This is a genomic window from Streptomyces calidiresistens (genome assembly GCF_014141525.1).
Lineage (GTDB): Bacteria > Actinomycetota > Actinomycetes > Streptomycetales > Streptomycetaceae > Streptomyces > Streptomyces calidiresistens.
On the sequence record NZ_VKHS01001129.1, the window covers coordinates 1 to 1,321 of the forward strand.

Annotated in this window: 2 protein-coding genes and 1 pseudogene; all 3 read left to right on the forward strand. The window is 77.2% G+C overall.

Features of this window, described 5'->3' with window-relative positions; genetic code table 11:
* Window positions 1-528, forward strand: a pseudogene (locus tag FOE67_RS25895) (hypothetical protein); the annotation flags it as partial.
* Between the two features lie 10 nt (window positions 529-538).
* Entirely contained in the window at window positions 539-967 is a 429-nt protein-coding gene (locus FOE67_RS25900; protein ID WP_182667254.1) for a hypothetical protein, read from the forward strand.
* Window positions 968-1,095: 128 nt separating this feature from the next.
* Window positions 1,096-1,321, forward strand: a 226-nt coding sequence (locus FOE67_RS25905; RefSeq protein WP_182667255.1) for a hypothetical protein, incomplete at its 3' end; no start/stop codon positions are given.

Genomic DNA, 1,321 nt, shown 5'->3' on the forward strand with positions numbered 1-1,321 from the left:
ACCCCGCACACCGCCCGCCCGGGCACCACCGCACCCGGGCACCCCAGCAAGGAGGCACCCCCCATGCCCAACCAGCGAACCCGAACCGGTCCGGTCGCGGCGGCCGGAGGCCGCACCGCCGGCCTGCACGTCGGCGCCGCCACCCACGACACCGACGTGGACCTGAACGACGTCCTGGACCTCCTCGCCACCCTCACCGACGCCGGTTTTTCGGCGCACGACCTGTGCGAGGCCGCCGCCCGCCAGGCGCAGGAGGTCGCCGCCGCGCTCCGGGACCTGGCCGAGGACCTGGCCGCCCACCACAACGTCATCGGCCGCCGCACCTCCGTCGCGATGGAGCGGCTGTCGGAGGTGATGGAGGAGATCGCGGCCGCCTCCGGCAACGCCCGCGCCGCGACGCTCGCGGCGGCCGAGGAGGCCGAGGCCCTGCACACCGACATGGAGGAGACCTACCGCCCCGTCCAGCGCGCGGCGGCCGACGCCGACCTCGCCACCCCCTCGGCCCGCGTCCACAACCAGTCCATCTGAGGAGACACCGATGGCCGAACTCAACGTTCCCGACGGCCGGGACCGCTCGCCCGGCATCCCCGACGACAACTCCTTCCTCGGACTCGCCACCCGCCTGGTGCGGCTCTCCCTGGCCGCCGCCCGCCTCCAGGACCGCGTCACCGGGGTGCGCCGCCGCGCCCTGCGCAACGCCGCCGCCGCACGGCGGATGGCCGAGCTGATGGCCGACTCCGAGGTCGACCCCCGGCACGTCGCCGCGATGCTGGAGGTCGCCCGGAGCATGGAGGCCGCGGCCGAGGCGACCACCGACATGTCCCGCGCGAGCGAGGTCGTCACCCGGGCGGCCGAGGACGCCGCCGGTGCCCACCGCGCCGAGTACGAGGGCGTCTACGAGGCCGCCCAGGACCTCCAGCGCCAGGGCATCCGCCAGCCCAAGCCCGGATTCCTGCGCGCCAACTGAGCCGCCCTCCCCCCTGTCCCCTTTCGTTTCGTGCCGGTGGCCCGGCCCCGCTCCTCGGGGGCCGGGCCACCGGCACACCCGCTTCCCCGCCCCCGCCCGGGCGCCGCACCCCGAAGGAGACCACCGCCGTGGCCACCAGGACCACCCCCGTGACCGTGACCGATGCCGAGGCGACGGCGGCCGACCCCCGCACCCGCCGCCGACGCCTGCGCCGCGAGCGCATCGCCTACACCCTGACCACCCCCGCCCTGGCCCTGGCCCCGCACGTCGACGGCCTGTGGCACGGGCACGCCGCAGCCGCCCTGATCGGCGCGGCCGGGGCCGCCTGGCTTCACCGCGCCGCCCGCCCCGCCC